Source organism: Larkinella terrae (assembly GCF_009668025.1).
GTDB lineage: Bacteria > Bacteroidota > Bacteroidia > Cytophagales > Spirosomataceae > Larkinella > Larkinella terrae.
Genome location: NZ_WJXZ01000014.1, coordinates 547,691 through 564,019 on the forward strand (window position 1 = coordinate 547,691; position 16,329 = coordinate 564,019).

At 49.0% G+C, this 16,329-nt stretch carries 18 protein-coding genes; 12 read left to right on the plus strand and 6 right to left on the minus strand.

From position 1 onward, the window contains the following. Positions 1–24: 24 nt before the first annotated feature. Complete coding sequence (locus tag GJJ30_RS24095; RefSeq protein WP_154177746.1) at positions 25–1,098, minus strand: ScyD/ScyE family protein; 1,074 nt, start codon at positions 1,096–1,098, stop codon at positions 25–27. Between the two features lie 913 nt (positions 1,099–2,011). Between GJJ30_RS24095 and GJJ30_RS24100 the strand changes: the two genes are divergently transcribed. The 5 genes from GJJ30_RS24100 (at position 2,012) to GJJ30_RS24120 (ending at position 6,742) form a co-directional block, all read left to right on the plus strand. After that, positions 2,012–2,791 (plus strand): sensor histidine kinase, encoded by a 780-nt coding sequence (locus tag GJJ30_RS24100; RefSeq protein WP_154177747.1) that lies wholly within the window; start codon positions 2,012–2,014, stop codon positions 2,789–2,791. Positions 2,792–2,894: 103 nt separating this feature from the next. After that, positions 2,895–3,536 carry a LuxR C-terminal-related transcriptional regulator gene (locus GJJ30_RS24105; protein WP_310588377.1) on the plus strand — a complete coding sequence of 214 codons (642 nt, stop codon included), beginning with the start codon at positions 2,895–2,897 and terminating at the stop codon, positions 3,534–3,536. 126 nt (positions 3,537–3,662) lie between these two features. After that, entirely contained in the window at positions 3,663–4,622 is a 960-nt protein-coding gene (gene metF, locus GJJ30_RS24110; RefSeq protein WP_154177748.1) for a methylenetetrahydrofolate reductase [NAD(P)H], read from the plus strand. Between the two features lie 45 nt (positions 4,623–4,667). Then, entirely contained in the window at positions 4,668–6,185 is a 1,518-nt protein-coding gene (locus GJJ30_RS24115; RefSeq protein WP_154177749.1) for a glycoside hydrolase family 32 protein, read from the plus strand. Between the two features lie 125 nt (positions 6,186–6,310). Then, a complete protein-coding gene (locus tag GJJ30_RS24120) occupies positions 6,311–6,742 on the plus strand; it encodes a nuclear transport factor 2 family protein (RefSeq protein ID WP_154177750.1) in 432 nt (143 codons plus the stop codon). Between the two features lie 102 nt (positions 6,743–6,844). Here GJJ30_RS24120 and GJJ30_RS24125 read toward each other — a convergent pair whose 3' ends face one another. Next, positions 6,845–7,420 carry an acyl-CoA thioesterase gene (locus tag GJJ30_RS24125; RefSeq protein ID WP_154177751.1) on the minus strand — a complete coding sequence of 192 codons (576 nt, stop codon included), beginning with the start codon at positions 7,418–7,420 and terminating at the stop codon, positions 6,845–6,847. A 168-nt stretch (positions 7,421–7,588) separates the two neighbouring features. Further along, on the minus strand, positions 7,589–7,915 hold the full coding sequence (locus tag GJJ30_RS24130; protein ID WP_154177752.1) for a HesB/IscA family protein: 327 nt from the start codon (positions 7,913–7,915) through the stop codon (positions 7,589–7,591). 197 nt (positions 7,916–8,112) lie between these two features. Between GJJ30_RS24130 and mce the strand changes: the two genes are divergently transcribed. The 5 genes from mce to GJJ30_RS24155 are packed head-to-tail and all read left to right on the plus strand — an operon-like array spanning position 8,113 to position 12,596. After that, entirely contained in the window at positions 8,113–8,523 is a 411-nt protein-coding gene (gene mce / locus GJJ30_RS24135; protein WP_310588417.1) for a methylmalonyl-CoA epimerase, read from the plus strand. A gap of 42 nt (positions 8,524–8,565) precedes the next feature. Then, positions 8,566–9,678 (plus strand): AAA family ATPase, encoded by a 1,113-nt coding sequence (locus GJJ30_RS24140; protein ID WP_154177754.1) that lies wholly within the window; start codon positions 8,566–8,568, stop codon positions 9,676–9,678. Next, the gene (locus tag GJJ30_RS24145; protein WP_154177755.1) at positions 9,675–10,250 is read left to right on the plus strand and encodes a hypothetical protein; all 576 of its coding nucleotides are present in this window, start codon (positions 9,675–9,677) and stop codon (positions 10,248–10,250) included. The genes GJJ30_RS24140 and GJJ30_RS24145 overlap by 4 nt, the downstream gene beginning before the upstream one ends. A 12-nt stretch (positions 10,251–10,262) precedes the next feature. Beyond that, on the plus strand, positions 10,263–11,639 hold the full coding sequence (locus GJJ30_RS24150; protein WP_154177756.1) for a cystathionine beta-synthase: 1,377 nt from the start codon (positions 10,263–10,265) through the stop codon (positions 11,637–11,639). A 3-nt stretch (positions 11,640–11,642) separates the two neighbouring features. Continuing rightward, on the plus strand, positions 11,643–12,596 hold the full coding sequence (locus GJJ30_RS24155) for a sugar phosphate isomerase/epimerase family protein (protein WP_154177757.1): 954 nt from the start codon (positions 11,643–11,645) through the stop codon (positions 12,594–12,596). Positions 12,597–12,691: 95 nt separating this feature from the next. Here GJJ30_RS24155 and rsgA read toward each other — a convergent pair whose 3' ends face one another. From rsgA to GJJ30_RS24170, 3 genes are read right to left on the minus strand one after another with little or no spacing between them, the layout of a single operon-like run. Further along, positions 12,692–13,624 carry a ribosome small subunit-dependent GTPase A gene (gene rsgA, locus GJJ30_RS24160; protein WP_154177758.1) on the minus strand — a complete coding sequence of 311 codons (933 nt, stop codon included), beginning with the start codon at positions 13,622–13,624 and terminating at the stop codon, positions 12,692–12,694. Between the two features lie 41 nt (positions 13,625–13,665). Beyond that, positions 13,666–14,106, minus strand: a complete 441-nt coding sequence (locus GJJ30_RS24165) for a GxxExxY protein (protein ID WP_310588378.1) — start codon at positions 14,104–14,106, stop codon at positions 13,666–13,668. Continuing rightward, on the minus strand, positions 14,090–15,337 hold the full coding sequence (locus GJJ30_RS24170; protein WP_154177759.1) for a 3-deoxy-D-manno-octulosonic acid transferase: 1,248 nt from the start codon (positions 15,335–15,337) through the stop codon (positions 14,090–14,092). The genes GJJ30_RS24165 and GJJ30_RS24170 overlap by 17 nt, the downstream gene beginning before the upstream one ends. Positions 15,338–15,405: 68 nt before the next feature. Between GJJ30_RS24170 and GJJ30_RS24175 the strand changes: the two genes are divergently transcribed. Together GJJ30_RS24175 and ytxJ are read left to right on the plus strand one after the other, a co-directional pair. Further along, entirely contained in the window at positions 15,406–15,705 is a 300-nt protein-coding gene (locus GJJ30_RS24175; RefSeq protein WP_154177760.1) for a phosphoribosylpyrophosphate synthetase, read from the plus strand. A gap of 64 nt (positions 15,706–15,769) precedes the next feature. Beyond that, positions 15,770–16,108, plus strand: coding sequence for a bacillithiol system redox-active protein YtxJ (gene ytxJ, locus GJJ30_RS24180; protein WP_154177761.1), 339 nt, complete (start codon positions 15,770–15,772; stop codon positions 16,106–16,108). The last annotated feature ends 221 nt before the right edge of the window (positions 16,109–16,329 follow it).

The following is a 16,329-nucleotide window of genomic DNA, read 5'->3' on the forward strand; positions in this document are numbered from 1 at the left end:
CGAAAACTAAAACCCCAATTTGGATTACAAACCTTTTCCTTTCAGCTTCAGAATGGTACCGTAGCCGTAGTCGAGCAGGTAATAGGTATCACCCATCGTTTCGCTTAATTCGATGTCGATAGCATGACTAATGGGGTAGGCAGGATCCAGCGGTAAAGTAACTGCATTCTCATTCGCTATCCGGGTAGGATTGCCGGGATTGAATGGCCAGCCGTATTCCGTTACAATCGGTTTTCCGCCCGGAGTCAACAGGATGTCCGTACATGATGTAAAGCCGGTTTTGTATTCTGCAACAGCAGGTGTAGAACCAGGAGTTATCTGAAGAATCCGTGAAGCACCGGGAGTAAAAGGTCCACCGGTCAAGGTTGATATTAAGAATTTGGTTCCGTTGTAAACAATGCCCGTCGGTACAGCATCCGGAGAGCCAGCGGCAGGGAGAAATGGGCCTACGCGTGCGTAAACGCTGAGTTCTTTTGAAGTTTTGTTCCGACGAATAATCAGGTTGGCAGCTGCATCAGCAATAAATATGTCGCCATCCGGTCCCCAGGTCAGGTTATACGGATCTGATTCACCCGGCGTTTTACCGCTTAAGGGCTTGATAACGGAACCAATGTCTTCACTTGCCAGGGTACTGGCTGCTACCGGAACGGTTACCCCCGGAACAAAACCCGAAACGTCATAAATGTATAGTTTTGCATCAATGCCATGCAGAATATAGAGCTTGCCATCTTTGTACTTGAGGTGTGCCAAGCCTTCGGCAAATCCGGATTCCTGCGTCGTATACGAGTTAAAGCCGGTAATTACCGGGTATTTCATTCCCCCCGTAATGGCGGATACACTTCCGTCATTATGGCCCGTTCCGTTTTCGGTTACAAATAACACTTCGTTTTTTCCAACCGTCAGTCCAATGGGTGACTGCAAATTTTCACCGGTTCCCCGGGCAGTAGGAGGAGCTCCGAAAAGAAGTTCAGCCGTAAAACCGGCTGGGTCCGGAGCTTTGTGATCTTCCAACGTGCCACAACTTTCGGCGACAAAAAGTAAACTGCCGACAACCGTTAATGTCAGCAAAAACTGAAACGTAGAGCGTATTGTATTCATAATTGTAATTGAAAATTGTTAGGGTGAAAATTAAGCGGCATTGGGGAACAGAATTTGTAAAGAGAGAGGACGCAAGTTAGCCTGACCTCAAAATTGAAGTATCTATTTTTTATCCTATGGTGACATTTTTTTAGGTTGGAACAGCCATTTCCACAGATGAATCGTTTTTGATTCATCACCTGCGTATTTCTGCCGTAAATTAATCAAAGTGAATAAGTAGTAACAGCTAATTTATTACACGGCAATTGCTTTACCTGTTACTGGTTCATTCTTCGCCAGAGGTTGGTTACAAACGGCTGCAAAATGGTTCAGCATATTCGTTCGAACCGGAATTTGCTGGTAAGCGGTTGGCAGTCAAATAGGGAAAAGAACGGGCATGCTATTGAAATTTTGGTGAATTTGTTAGCCGCAAACCTACAGGAAGAAACACAGACCGATGATAACGCATGTTCCAAAAACGATAACGGATGTTCCAACTTCCCGTCCAATCCCGGCCAGACGGTTTTTATTTACGATTAGCATCAGTGCTGGCAGACCAGGTGGGTTTGGGTTTAATATCAGGGAGTTGAGACTGAAACCGGTGCCGGAAAACCGTTGAAAAGGTGAATAAACAACGCCATTGAATCCGGCCAGTCAACCCCGGTTTTGACTATTTTACGCTGGCATACTTGGTTTTTACGCTCGGCACTACTATTTTTAAAATTACTATTTAGTACAGTAAGGTGCTTCAGTTCATCTGAAAACAGGGCCGCTCATATCGGCAACCTGTTATGTCTTCCATTTTTTCAGATGAATGTAGACGGATTTGTTTTCCGAATAGTGGATCTGTGACACTCAACGTTGCGAATTTCTTGAATGAATTGCTTAGTTTGTTTTTATCACTAGGCAAGCACGCTCATTAATTCCTCTAGGAATGGTAAACAAACCGCATGAAGTTGTCCTGTCCATTACTACCATTATCTTGCTGATACTGCTGTTGGTCGGCGTTGTTTTTGCTTTCTTTTTCGTGTTCCGCCAACGTTGGAAACAGCGGCTTTTACAGGAGTCTTCCGTTCGTGAAACGCTGCAGTCCCAGCTTGACATTCAAAAGCGGACGGTTCAACAGATTGGGCAGGAGTTGCAGGATTACATCGGGCCGCCGTTGGCGCTGACGGTCAATCAGTTGAATGTCCTCGAAAAGAAGTTGGCAGCAACTCCTCAGGGACCGGCCATAAAACAGACTTTAGAAAAGCTCACGCAGACTCAGGACGCCGTTCAGCACCTTTTCGATCGGATCGGAAGCGGCACCGCCCGTCAGTATAAAATCAAAGAAATAATTGCGCTGGAACTTGAGCAGATTCAGCGGGTCGGCCAGTTTCAAACCCGATTCCATTCGGTTGGCACGCCCTATATACTGGACGAAAAAACCGAGAAGATTCTCTTCAGCATCATTCAGGAGTCGCTCACCAACGCGGTCAAACACTCCGGCGGTAGCCAACTGACGGTGACGACGAATTACGGCCCCGACCAGTTTATTCTGATAATTGCCGATGACGGCTGCGGTTTTGACGTTGAAAAAACGGCAAACCAGGTCGGCTCGGGCTTAAAGAACGTACAGGAACGCACCCGTTTATTGGGTGGAGAAAGCATCCTCAACAGCGAGCCGGGGTGGGGAACGCGGATTGAAATCCGGTTGCCACGCGCGATTGCGTAGGCTCCGGTTTTAAGTAAAAGTACTGCTTGAAAATAGGTAAATATTTCTTGTTTGGATATTAGATTTCGCTTAATTTCAAGGCGTTAACTAATCTCTATCCCCCGTGAAAACCTTCCTCGCTATTGTCGGCACTGAGCCCCTGGCCGCTCAGGCGCTCGTCGGATTGATTCAGAAATTTGACAAGTATGAAGTGCGGTTTATTGCCGGAACGAGCCTTGAGCTAATCAGGCACCTCAATCGGGGAGATTGTCCGGAAATTGTACTGGTGGATGGCCGCATGCCAAAAATCGATGGATATGAGGTGGCCGCTTATCTGAAATTAAGATGTCCGGCTATTAAAGTACTGGCGTTGATGGATCCGGAAGAAAATGTCGTTCAAATGGCGCGGAACGGCATTCTGGGCTATTTACTCAAAAACTGCCGATCCAGTGAACTGCTTCACGCCCTGGACGATCTCAATGCCAAAGGATATCACTACCCCGATTTCCTCACCGACCGGCTGGTTCGAAGCCTGAACGCAATCGGAATTAATAAACCGGCGGTTCATTTTCCTTTCAGTGATCGGGAACACGCCTTTTTGAAAATGGCCTGCAGCGACCTTACCTACGCCCAGATTGCCGACCAGATGTGTGTCAGCACCCGCACCGTGGATGGCTACCGGGAGGCTTTGTTCCAGAAAATGAATGTAAAAAGCCGGGTTGGCATGGCACTGGAAGCCGTTCGGCGGGGGCTGGTTCAGCTCTAAACGGATTATCTCCGATTTTTCCAGTATTTTTGCGGTTGAGTAAGGCTGGGTGGTAACTACAGCGTTACGTTTCCTAATTTCCGCTTCGGCACCGGGCAAACCGCGCCGTACTGTTCCAAAAATCGCATGGCTAAAGTTTCTGATCACATCCGTCAGGCAAACGGAAAAACGATCTTTTCAATTGAAGTTATTCCTCCCATCAAAGGCGACAATCTCAAAAATCTGTTAGACAATATCGAGCCGCTGATGGAGTTCAAGCCGCCCTTCATCGACGTAACGTACCACCGCGAAGAGTACATCGAACGGCCCGAGCCCGACGGAACAATCAAAAAAATCATTACCCGAAAACGTCCCGGCACAGTGGGCATCTGCTCGGCAATTCTGCACAAATTCGGCGTCGACCCGGTTCCGCACGTGCTGTGTGGCGGTTTTACGAAGGAAGAAACCGAAGACTTCCTGATCGATCTGCATTACCTGGGAATCGATAATGTGCTGGTGTTGCGGGGTGATCCGGCCAAACCGTTCAGCACCTTCAAACCGAAAGCAAACGGGTATTCCTACGCCAGTGAACTGGTGGCGCAGGTGACCAACATGAACCGGGGCATTTATCTGCACGAAGGCGAAAACGCAATGGCGCCCAGCAATTTCTGCATTGGCGTGGCGGCTTATCCCGAAAAACATTTCGAAGCGATCGACCACGATACCGATTTCAAATACCTGAAACTGAAAGTCGAAAATGGCGCCGATTACATTGTTACGCAGATGTTTTTCGATAACCGGAAATACTTTGATTTCGTGAAACGATGCCGGCAGGAAGGCATTACCGTGCCGATTATTCCGGGACTAAAACCGCTCAGTACGCGCAAACAGCTACAAGTTCTGCCCCGGCTTTTTCACCTCGAAATGCCTCCGGATTTCGTTAAAGCGGTGGAAGTCTGTGAAAACGACACCCAGGCGCGGCAGGTCGGCATCGAGTGGTGCGTGCAACAGTGCCGCGAACTGACTCAGGCCGGTGCGCCGGGACTCCATTTTTATACGATGGGAAAATCGGATAATATCGTTAAGATTGCCCGGGAAATTTTTTGACGCGACTACCGGTTTTTCTGATTTCCCTAAACTCAACTGTTTACCATGAAAAATCCACGCAACTGGTTTCTTTTCGGTCTGATTCTCCAGGCGCTGTCGAGTTTGGGGCAGGATACGGCTTATAATCAGCCTTTTCGTCCGCAGTATCATTTTTCACCCCGTATCAACTGGACCAACGACCCGAATGGGCTGGTGTATTACGACGGGGAATATCACCTTTTTTACCAGTATAATCCGAAAGGAATTCGCTGGGGGCACATGACGTGGGGGCACGCCGTCAGTCCGGATTTGTTTCACTGGAACGAATTGCCGCCCGCCATTGCCGAAGACGAAAAAGGAATGATTTTTTCGGGGAGCTGCGTGGTTGACGCGAAGAATACGAGCGGTTTTGGCAAAAACGGTCAAATTCCGATGGTTGCTATTTATACCAACCACCGCGAAACGAACCAGAGCCAGCACCTCGCCTACAGCCTGGACCGGGGCCGGGCCTGGACGAAGTACGAAAATAACCCGGTTATTGATGTCCAGAAGAAAGACTTTCGCGATCCGAATGTATTCTGGCACGAACCGTCGAAACGCTGGGTGATGACGGTGGTGTTACCAACCGAGAAGAAGGCGGTTTTCTACCGTTCTGCCAATCTGAAACAGTGGGAAAAAACCGGTGAGTTTGCGTCGGCCGACTCGCCGGGAAATATCTGGGAGTGTCCGGCGTTGCTGGAAATGCCCGTTGCGGGCTCGAAACGCACCAAATGGCTGCTGTTGATGTCGATCGGCGCGGGCACACCGGCGGGCGGTTCGGGCATGCAGTATTACATTGGGGATTTCGACGGCAAAAGCTTCCGCAGCGATTTCAAGCAGGGCGATGTGCGGTTTGTCGATTACGGGAAGGATTATTACGCGGCCATTACCTTCAACAACACGCCCCGCAAAATCAGCCTCGGCTGGCTGAATAACTGGCAATACGCCAACGACATTCCGACCAATCCGTTTCGGGGAGCGATGACGCTGCCCCGCGACCTGAAAATTGTTCAGTCCAAAAACGGGTACGAACTTCGGCAGGAAGCGGCCCGGGAAATCCGCCCGCTGACGTCGGACAGTTTCCAATGGCGTGGTTTGGATACGAAAGAATTAAACCGCAGTATCGATTCCAACCGCATCAAAGGCGATGCATACGTATTGACCCTGGAGGCCGAATTGCCCGGCCAGACGGCGACCGGCGACCTTGGCGTGAAAGTGCGGAAAGGAGCGGGCGAAGAAACGATTGTTGGCTACAACGTGGCCCGACAGGAAGTTTACGTGGATCGAACCCATTCGGGACAAACCGGTTTCAAGAAAGAATTTAGCGGTCGTTTTTCGGCACCTTTGAAGCGGGAAGACAGTCCAAACGGCCGGATTAAAATGCAAATTTTTGTCGATCGTTCGTCGGTGGAAGTTTTCGTGAATGACGGACAGGTTGCCTTAACGAACCTGATTTTTCCAAAACCGGCCAGCCAGGGTTTTGAATTTTTCGGCGACGGCTTTCGGGCGGTCACCATCCGAAATATTGAATCGGTTTGGCCGTGATGAATTTCTGAACCGGGATTACGCGGATTGTGGAATTAAGGGAATTCATTAATCAGTAAAGAAACCCCAGTTAATCCTTTAATCCGTGTAATCCCAGTTCAAGACGATTCAGGACCTTTTTTCTTATGAAACCCTTCCTTCTTTTTGCAGGCCTATTCATCAGTTCAATCGCTTACGCTCAAAACTCGGCGGCCGAGAAAGCCGTGCTGGAGGTTGAGAAACAACGTTTTGAGGCCCAGGTGACCCGTAATTATGCGGTTTTGGAAAAAACTTTGGGCGACGAACTGACCTACAACCATTCCAACGGCAACCAGGATACCAAGCAATCCTTCATTCAATCGCTGAAAGACGGGAAACAGTCGTACGAATCGATCGGTGCGCAGGAACAAACCATTCATTTGTACGGCAACACGGCGGTGATTACCGGTGTTTGCCTGGTCAAAGCAACCAATAACGGGCAGACGATCAACACGAAACTTCGTTACACGGACGTGTACGTCAAGAAAGGTTCGCAGTGGCAAATGGTTGCCTGGCAGTCGTTGAAGTTGGCTAACTGAACTATGATTACGGTGATTTTGATGATAAAAAGTGGTTTTGCTGATTATGGTGATTTTGCTGATTACAACTCTTGAATTCAAGTATCATTTTCATTACTAAAATCACTTTTTATCATCAAAATCACCGTAATCATAGTCCACGACGCACCTTTCCTTTTTCAATAATTCCAGCCCGCCGTCTTCGAGACGCATCCGGGATTTTTCGTTGTTGAAATCTTCCTTGTAGGCTTCTTTGAGTTCCTTGCGTTTGATGGCTTCCAGAAACCGCCGGGTTTCGTCGGGCGTTTCGAGCAGGAGGGGCGGCACTTCGGTTGGTTTGTGGTCGTCGTCGGTGGCTACCATCGTGAAATACGAGGTATTGGTGTGTTTGACGGTTCCGGTGCGAACGTTTTCGGCAATCACTTTAATGCCGATCACCATCGACGTGCGGCCGACGTAATTGACCGACGCCATCAGCGAAACCAGTTCGCCGACTTCCACGGCCTGCCGGAAATTCACGCCATCGACCGAAACTGTCACGCAGTAAGCTCCCGAATGTTTGGACGCGCAGGCAAACGCCACTTTGTCCATCAGCGACAGCAGAATACCGCCGTGAATTTTGCCGCCAAAATTGGCGTAAGAAGGAATCATCAGCTCAGTGAGCGTGGTGCGGGAAGAAGCGACGGATTTGGGGGCCATAAAGGACTGTGCTTACGGACTATGATTACGGTGATTTTTATGATAATAATGATAAATCAATTTTTTAAAAAATCATAAACATCAGAAGCATCACCGTAATCATAGCTCATAAAAAAGGCACCGCGTGGAAGCCGACGGTGCCTTTAACAAACCTAATCAAGAAATAGCTTAGACCGAAAAACTCTCTCCGCAGCCGCAGGTCCGGCTGGCGTTGGGGTTTTTAAACTGGAATCCTTTGCCGTTCAGGCCGTCGGAAAAATCCAGTTCGGTGCCCGCCAGGTAGAGCAGGCTCTTGCGGTCGACGTAAATTTTAATGCCTTTGTCCTCCACGATGTGGTCGTTGGGTTGCTGATCCGTATCGAATTGCAGATCGTACATCAGACCGGAGCATCCCCCGCCCTGCACCGCCACGCGGATGGCATAGTTGTCGTTCAGGCCATCTTTCTGGCGGAGTTCGACAATTTTATCTTTGGCTTTGTCCGTTACCGAAACCATGTTATTACGTAATAGTTAGACGCTAAGGTAAAAACCGCTTCCCAAAAAGAAAAGTTTCTTCAAAAACTCCGCTTAACTCCGCTCATCGCTGTTTAACCGCATGGGCGGTCCCATCTGCGAAATATTCTTTAACTTGGGCACCGGAAGAGTGCTATTTCGCGGAGATTCGCAGAGGACAGCAGAGGTAAGCGGAGAAAATAATGACGAATGTAGAACATATTGGGATTGCGGTGAAGAGCCTGGCGGTTTCCAATGACTTGTTTACGAGGTTGTTGGGCTGTAACCCGTACAAATCCGAAGCCGTGGCGTCGGAGGGCGTGACCACCTCTTTTTTCAAAATCAACCAGACGAAGATCGAACTGCTGGAAGCCACCAACCCCGACAGCCCGATTGCGAAATTTCTGGAAAAAAAGGGCGAAGGCATCCACCACATCGCGTTTGAAGTCGCGGATATTTACGCCGAAATCGAACGACTGAAAGGCGAAGGCTTCACTCCGCTTAACGAAACCCCTAAACGGGGCGCCGACAACAAGCTGGTTTGCTTCCTGCACCCCAAAGAAACGAACGGCGTGCTGGTGGAGTTGTGTCAGGAGATTAAACCGTCTTGAACTGGGATTTCACAGATTAAAGGATTAACTGAGATTACTATTATGCTAAAGCGCGTTTCCATCCAGAATTTTAAAAGCCTGAAAGACGTCACGCTTGATCTTCAGAAAGTCAATCTGTTGATTGGTCCGAATAACTCGGGGAAGACGAATTTTTTGAAGGCGCTGGAGTATATGGTGAAGGATAATACGAATCAGGCCGAACTGGAGTATAAGCGTTTGTCTTTTAATCAAAATGCTGAAAGCCAAATTAAAATTCAATTTGAATATGATCATGATCAAGACTATAAAGTTAATATAGTATTTGAAACTAAAATCAATGAAAGCTCCGAGATTAGTAAATCCTATTGGATATATCAGGATAAGGAATTGGTAAGCCATAAGCGATCTGATAGAGGGGCATATGATACAAATGAGTTAAAGTCTAGAACAGGGGAATTGAAAATTTATAAGCCCGATTCTAATAGAATTGACAAACCTGGACCAGTTGGTACAGGTGAAGAAGTTGTAAATGCTGATGCCTCTAATATTGTAGGATTCTTGGACTTGATGCTTAGCAGGTATAGAAGGAATATATTTGACCAAATAGAATTATATATTCATCAATGCATTCCTGAATTTGATGAAATTAAATTAGACGATGTACAGCCTAATGACAATTTAAAAAAAATATATAGTGAGGACAAAATTAATAATTCCTTCAAACGATTTGGGTTAGCAAACGGAAAACAAAATATTACTTTTTGGTCTAATGAACTTTCTGAAGGGACATTATATTTTCTTGCCCTTTTATGTATTATTCATCAGCCTAACCCTCCAAAACTTCTTCTTCTTGAAGAGCCCGAAAAAGGCATTCACCCACGGCGTATAAAAGAAGTTGTCAATTTTATATTTAGGCTGGCAGACGAAAAAGATATTCAGGTTATTATGACAACACATAGCCCGATTGTGCTTGATATGTTTAAAGATATGCCGGAAAGCGTATTTATTTTTGATAAAAACAATGATGAAGGCGCTACGAAAGTAAAAAATCTACAACGCGATGTAATCGAACCTGATACGAAACGCAGTGAGGACTTAGGTATTGAGCCCCCGCATTATACGGACTCGTTAGGCGATTCCTGGACCGTTGGCTTTTTGGGAGGAGTACCGAAATGAGTAGGCCATTTAAATACGGTTTTTTCGGCGAAGACGAAGCCCAGAAAACATTCCTAACTAATTACCTGATTACCGTATATCCGAATCGATTTGTTGAAGAGGAAAATTTTGGATGGCAGATTCAGGCTACCAATAAACGAGAAGTTGATAATAATGTAGCGATTGCGCTGTGGCAAGGAATTGCCAAATTTGGTTTAGATGTATTGTTTATTGGGCGGGATACGGACTCGATAGAGAAGGCAACGATCCAGAAAGTGAAAACCCATTTGAAAGATGCTTGCAAAGGGGACCAGAAAGCAATCCTTATGATACCTGTTCAATGCATTGAGCATTGGTTCTGGTATTTGAAATGGCGTCGGACAAATCCTCATTCTACCAAAAACGAATCGTTAGAAAGTTTCACGCGGACGCAGGCTAAGCGCGAGATCTACGGTGATAAACACAATTCGGATAGGCGTTTACAGTCAGCTCGCGAACTTCTGTCGGGCTTAGATATTGTCTGGCTCGAAAGCCGTTCCGAAAGTTTTCGCGACTTTCACCAGCAAGTCGTTACCTTTCTGGCGAAATACTAAAACCACAAACCTATGAAATATTACAATTCCATCATCGATACCATCGGCGATACGCCCCTGGTGAAGTTGAATAAGGTGACGAAAGGCATTCGGGGGACGGTTTTGGCGAAGGTCGAATATTTCAACCCCGGCAACTCGGTGAAGGACCGCATCGCCATTCGCATGATCGAGGACGCCGAAAAGGCCGGAACCATTCAGCCGGGTGGCACGATCATCGAAGGGACGAGCGGCAATACCGGTTTTGGACTGGCGCTGGCGGCCATTGCGAAAGGCTACAAGTGCATTTTCACGATGGCGGATAAGCAGTCGAAGGAGAAAATTGATATTCTGCGGGCCGTGGGCGCCGATGTGGTGGTTTGCCCGACGAACGTCGAACCCGATGACCCACGCTCGTATTATTCCGTCGCCAAGCGCCTGAACCGCGAAATTCCGAACTCGATTTACCCCAATCAATACGATAATCTTTCCAATACCGCAGCCCATTACGACACAACCGGCCCCGAAATCTGGCGCGATACCGAAGGTAAAATCACGCATTTTGCTGCGGGCGTCGGCACGGGCGGGACGATTTGCGGCACGGCCAAATTCCTGAAAGAGCAAAACCCGAACGTCGTGACGATTGGCATCGATACGTACGGTTCGGTATTCAAGAAATACAAGGAAACCGGTATTTTCGACGAACGCGAGATTTACCCGTACCTCACAGAAGGCATTGGCGAAGACATTCTGCCGCAAAACGTCGATTTTAGCCTGATCGATCATTTTGTGAAAGTGACCGACAAGGACGCAGCGATTATGGCCCGACGGTTGTCGAAAGAAGAAGGATTATTCGTCGGCTGGTCGACGGGCTCGGCAGTGCACGGGGCGCTGGAATGGGCGCGCGAACACCTGACCGACGACGATATCATGATCATTCTGTTGCCGGACCACGGAACGCGGTACCTTGCCAAGATCTACAACGACACCTGGATGAAAGACCACGGTTTTCTGGAAGCCCGCGAATTTTCGACAGCCCGCGACATCGTTCGGAGTAAAAATGGGAAAGGGGCTTTGACGACCGTAGATCGCGATCTGAAAGTGGGCGATGCGATTCGGCTGCTCAATCAGCAAAGCATTTCCCAGATTCCGGTGACGGAAGCCAACGGCGAAATCGTGGGCAGTCTGACCGATTCAACGATTCTTTCCAAACTGATCGAAGACCCTGCCGTTAAAGACCTGACCGTGGGCGAAGTGATGGACAAACCGTTCAAATTTGTCGGGCTGGACAATACCGTCGACGTTCTTTCGTCCCTGATCGACCGCGACAACAAGGCGTTGCTGGTGCGCGACGAAAGCCAGCAGGTGCACATCATCACCCAAGCCGATTTGCTGGCCGCGATCACCAATTAAATGATGAACGAGGAACGATGGGTTGAAAAACCGCAATCAACCCAATCAGGCCGCAGGGATTTTCTGAAAACCGCCCTGGCGAGCGGGCCGCTGTTGGCAACGGTTCCGTTAATCGGTCAATCGGGTTCGCCGACTGAACGGGCGGAGATGAAGAATGTGCGGCTGAGTTGCAATCTCTATTCGTTCAATGAACCGCTGACGAAAGGCCAGATGACGCTGGAACAGGTGCTGGAATTTTGCGCCGACCTGGGCTTCGACGCGGTTGATCCGACCGGTTATTACTTTCCGAATTACCCGGTTTTGCCCGACGACAGCTACGTCTACCAGATCAAGCGCAAAGCGTTTCGGCTGGGGCTCGACATCAGCGGAACGGGGGTGCGGAACGACTTTACGTTGCCTGATCCCGCACGTCGGAAAGCGGAAGTTGAGCTGGTTCGCAAATGGATCGGTTTTGCCGCCCGCCTGGGAGCACCGGTTTTACGGATTTTCTCCGGAATCGGCAAGGAACTGAAACCCGGCTATAACCGGGACGAGGTGACGACCTGGGTGGTCGATGCCATTCGGGAATGCACTGAACAGGCGGCCCGTCAGGGTGTTATCATTGTCCTGCAAAATCACGCGGATTTTATCCAGACGGCGGACCATGTGCTCGAAATCGTCAAACGGGTTGATTCGGAATGGCTGGCGGTTAATCTGGACATTGGCAGCTTCAAAATCGGCGATCCGTACGCGCAAATCGCCCGCGTTGCACCGGTTGCCGCGACTTGGCAGATCAAAGAAAACCTCTTTGTCGATGGGCAGGAAACCGTCACGGACCTGGACAAAATCATGCGGATCGTCCGCCAATCCGGCTACCGGGGCTATCTCCCCATCGAAACCCTCGGCAAAGGAGACCCCAAACAGAAAGTCCCCGTCTTTTACGAAAAAGTCAAAAAAGCCCTAAGGAGTTATGAATGATGGGTTATGAATTCAAATAGGATTATCATGTTGAAAACTGCGGCAGCCAACCGCGCGGGTGGTCCCGTCATAACTCATCATTCATAACTCCCAACTCACTTCCGGTTATCTTCGCCCGAAACCATGCCGATGTAGCTCCAGTAGCGGCTTTCGGCGATTTCTTCATTGCCGACAGCTTCTTTGATGGCGCAGCCGGGTTCATTGATGTGCAGGCAGTTGTGAAACCGGCACTGGTTCAGGCGGTCGCGCATTTCGGGAAAATAATGGCTGATTTCCTCCTTCGCCATGTCGGCCAGCCCCAATTCCTTGATGCCGGGCGTATCGATAATGTAGGTGTCGGGCGCAATTTCGAACATTTCGGCGAAGGTCGTTGTGTGAACGCCCTTGTTGGCGAAGGTCGAAACCTCACTCGTGCGAAGTTGCAGGTCGGGCGCGACGGCATTAACCAGCGACGATTTTCCAACGCCCGAATGACCCGCTAACAGACTGATTTTCTGATCCAGCAAGTTTCGAAACACATCGACATTGGCACCTTCAGTGGCCGATGTTTCCAGACAGTCGTAGCCGATTTTTTCGTAGAGATCGATGATTTCGCGCTGGTAGTCAAGGGCTTCGTCTTTCAGAATGTCGGCTTTGTTGAAAACCAGGGTGGTCGGGATGCGGAACGATTCGGAGGTGACTAAAAACCGGTCGATGAAACCGAGAGAGGTGCGCGGAAACGCCAGCGTGACGATCAAAACCGCCTGGTCGAGGTTGGCGGCCAGAATGTGTCCGTGACCGGTTTTGTGAACGGATTTCCGAATGATGTAATTCTCGCGGGGCTCGATGTCGGTGATGACGACGGTATTTTCGAGTTCGTCTTCCAGTTCGAACTGCACGCGGTCGCCCACGGCAATCGGATTGGTGACTTTCAGCCCCTGAATCTTGAATTTGCCTTTCAGCCGGGCGCGGTAAATGTGTCCGTCGTCGTTGCGGACTTCGTACCAGGAACCGGTGGAGCGTATGACTAAGCCAGTTTGAGTTTGCAAAGTTTTGTGTTGTTTCGCGGAGTTGAGCGGAGTATGCAGAGTTAAGCGGAGTTTTTTAGTTCGGGATTGAGGACTCGGCTTACTCCTTCTTTTAACAAGGTTACGTGAAAATTGATTAATAAACCTAACCGAAATTGACCTAATTTCAGATAGGTGAGCAGTTGGGCAAAATGAACATCCGTTAGGGCTTCAACGGTTTTTGTTTCCACAACGATTCGGCCTTCCACCAGTAAATCCATTCGGTAACCGTGATTTAACCGAACTTCTTTGTAAACGATTGGCATCGGCTTCTCCCGCTCAACATATAAACCGTATTCCGATAGTTCGTATTGTAAACATTCCTGATATGCGGATTCCAGTAAACCCGGCCCCAAAGCCCGATGTACCTCAATCGCACCCTTAATAATCTGATAAGATAATTGGCGATCCTCCATTTTTTCTCCGCTAAACTCTATGCAACTCCGCTCAACTTCGCGAAACAACCGTGTCCTTCACGATTTTCATCACTTTAGACGTTGCACCGGTATTCAGAGTAACGTAATCGCCCGCAATCGCCGAAGCTTGCGACGGGTCTTCGTAAATCCGCCGGAAAACCGTGTTGAGCTGAGCGGAGTCGGAAACCGGAAAAGCCGCCCCGGCCTTCACCAGATCGACCGCTTCCTGAAATTTCCCGTAGTTCGGCCCGAAAAAGAGCGGAACCCGGAAAGTCGCGGCTTCCAGAATATTATGCAGCCCCTTCCCAAATGCCCCGCCGATGTACGCAAATTCGCCGTATTGATACAGCGACGACAGCATGCCGATGTTGTCGATGATTAGGTGGTTGAATGGTTTGAGGGTTGGATGGTTAACCGCTTCGGAAAACCGCACGGTTTGGCCGGGGAGCTGGCTTCGCCAACGCTCGATTTCGTCGTCGTGAATTTCGTGGGGCGCAATGATGACCTTCAGCGGCTGATCGAACTGCTTCAGGAAAGGAATCAGCACGTCCATGTCGGCCTGCCAGGCACTGCCCACGACCAGCAGGGGCTTACCAGCTTTGAAATGGCGGGCAATTGGAATGTCTTTCTTGGCTTCCGCAACCTGCTTCACCCGGTCGAACCGCGTGTCGCCCGCCAGCGTAACTTTCTTTATGCCGATGCTTTTCAGCAGGTCAACCGACTCCTGATTCTGCACCAGAATGTGATCGAAAAATCGCAGAAAGCCCCGGTAAAAACCACCGTAGGGTTTGAAGAAAATCTGATCGGGACGGAAAATGGCCGAAAACGAAAGGATTGGAATATGCCGGGCGTGGAGTTCCCGCAGGTAATGGTACCAGAATTCATACTTGATGAAAAACGCAACGACCGGTTTCACACGTTCGATAAATTGCCGGGCGTTGGCGGGCGTATCGAAAGGTAAATAGAAAATATAATCCGCCCCCGCGTAGTTTTTCCGGACTTCGTAACCCGAGGGCGAGAAAAAGGTGAGCAGAATTTTGTAACCGGGATACTGCTGCCGAAAAACCTCCATCACCGGGCGTCCCTGCTCAAATTCGCCCAACGACGCGGCATGAAACCAGGCAATCGGTGCTGAATTATCAGCCAATTTTGCGTTAATTTGTTGTAACCATCCGTTGCGCCCCTGGATCGCCAGCCGGGCTTTGGGATGAAATAAAGCCGCAGCCCGGAGTGTGGCCTGATAAAGTCGGATCGACGTGGTATAGAGTGCTGAAAGCAAGCGGATGGTTCGTTGGTTCGAATCCGCAAAACTACAAACTCAATCGGTATCTTTTAACGCATAAGCCCATGCAATCGTATGACACGCTCGTCGAAGCCCTCGACGACCTGAAAAAGAAAGGGTATACGCTCGACTTCAATCTGGCGAACGACGGCCTGGTTTGCCTCGATAAAGACCTGCAACTCAGCCCCCGACAATTTCACATTGTGGATTATTTCCGGTTTGAGGGAATGAGCGATCCGGACGACAACACGGTTTTGTACACCATCGAATCCGTCGATGGCCAAAAAGGCACGCTGATCAGTGCGTACGGGCCTTACGCGGACGAAGTGTCGGGGGAGATGGTGGAAAAGTTAAAAATTGTCTGATTCAGGACGAAACTTTTCCGACCCAATATGGCTTATATGCACGTAGTTACGTGTGAACAAGCATATGAACTGGAACAAACTGCAGGACAACGCCCAATTAGCCCAAATCAAACAAGAGTCGGCTGAACAGCCGGTTTTGATTTTCAAACACAGCACCCGCTGCTCCATCAGTTCAACGGCTTTAAGCCGTTTAGAGCGCAACTGGAGCGATTCGGTCGGCATCAAACCGTATTATTTAGATCTGATTTCGTACCGTTCGGTGTCGGGCGAGGTGGCTGAAACCTTCGGAGTTGATCACCAGTCTCCGCAGGTTCTGCTGATTCAGAACGGCGAATGCATTTACGATGCCTCCCATTTTGAAATTTCGTTCGATGAGTTGAAACAACAGGTCGTCACGGTATAATTCAATTATTGACATCATCCAGAGCACCCGCATCTTGCTGTAGATCGGGTGTTTTTTTGTGCGAAACCCTGTCAGCGGTTGTAAACCCTGACAGCGGTTGAGTATATTTTGTTATGACTTAAACCGCTGTCAGGGTTTACAACCGCTGACAGGGTTTCGGACCCCACATTTGGCACTTTAGGCAAGACTGTTGTAATTTCGTTTATAATCGCTATCGCAGG